Origin of the sequence: Bartonella sp. AP58NXGY, from assembly GCF_042195785.1 — a bacterium.
Taxonomy (GTDB): domain Bacteria; phylum Pseudomonadota; class Alphaproteobacteria; order Rhizobiales; family Rhizobiaceae; genus Bartonella.
In genome coordinates this window covers 1-1,215 of record NZ_JBHIOY010000045.1, presented here as the reverse complement: position 1 = coordinate 1,215, position 1,215 = coordinate 1, and the positions used below count along the sequence as shown (strand labels likewise).

At 36.6% G+C, this 1,215-nt stretch carries 2 pseudogenes; both read right to left on the bottom strand.

Annotated elements, in window-relative coordinates:
• Window positions 1–264 (bottom strand): annotated as a pseudogene (locus ACFINC_RS09140) (hypothetical protein); the annotation flags it as partial.
• 104 nt (window positions 265–368) lie between these two features.
• Window positions 369–1,001 (bottom strand): annotated as a pseudogene (locus ACFINC_RS09135) (hypothetical protein); the annotation flags it as partial.
• Between the last annotated feature and the right edge of the window lie 214 nt (window positions 1,002–1,215).

Here is a 1,215-nt window from a genome sequence, read left to right as displayed (position 1 = left end):
GACCCGCCCGCGCACGCGGGAAAAATGGCGTATTTTTGCATTGTCAGAAACATGAGCATAGTTATAGACACAAGCCTCATCATACACCCAGCAATTACCATAGTGAGATAAGTTGCTTTCATCTTCAATATAGCCCCCAAGATCGCCAGCCTTAACATCATCAAAATCTCTTAAAGCCCGAATGCGATAAAGGTTTGCCATTTGCTTAGTTAGTCTATCTTTAATTTGTTTTGTTTGATTGGTTAATTCATATTTTTTGCACATAGGGATAGCCTCACAATCTCATGTGATAAACAGTTGATAACATTTGAAATGGAAAAATTTGCTTGGAAAGCAGGCGCCCCCGCCGCGCCCCTCTCCATTATGTACGCAGCGTCTTTTATGGTTTGATCACAAATTTTAATATGACCATTTAATTTTTTTGTATCTATATATGAATTGCCAAAAACACTCACTTGATCACAAATGTATGTATAGCCTGTAATTTTTGCATTCTCATAAATACAAGCATCATCACCAACTATAGCAAAAAACCAAACTTGAGCATTGCCAAAAATTTTTGCATTGCCATAAGCTTGAGCATAGCCAGTTAATAAAGCATTATCATAGATTTTAGCATGACCTTTTATAACAGCTCTGTCCGATACCTCAGCATGGTTCAAAACGCAGGCATAATCGTAAACATAAATTTTTCCAAAAACCAAGGCATGATCAGCAACCCTAGCATTATTATAAATTTTTGCACAATCAAAAACCTTAGCATTTCCTTCAATTTTTGCATTATCGAAAACATAAGCATTATTATAAACACACGCATCATCATAAACCCAGCAATTGCCATCATGAGAGAGGTTGTTTTCATTTTCAATAAAACCGCCCAAGGCACCAGCCTTGACATTATCAAAATCTTTTAATGCTCTAATTCTATATAAAGTACGACCTTCAATAATATGAGTTTCATTAGTTAATTCATATTTTTTAGTTACAAGCATAGTAGCCATAGGTAACTCCCTAAGTTCATATTTGAGTAAATTTTAATGAAATGTTTAAAGGAGGGGGGGGCGCCCCCGCCGCGCCCGCGCGTTTATTTACGCAGCATCGCTTTCATATTCGCTGTCATCGTCATAATACCCTTCAAAATCAGCATAATACTCATGACGGTAATAATCATCTTCACTACCAAATTCTGGATATGCATCATCACAAATATCTTCA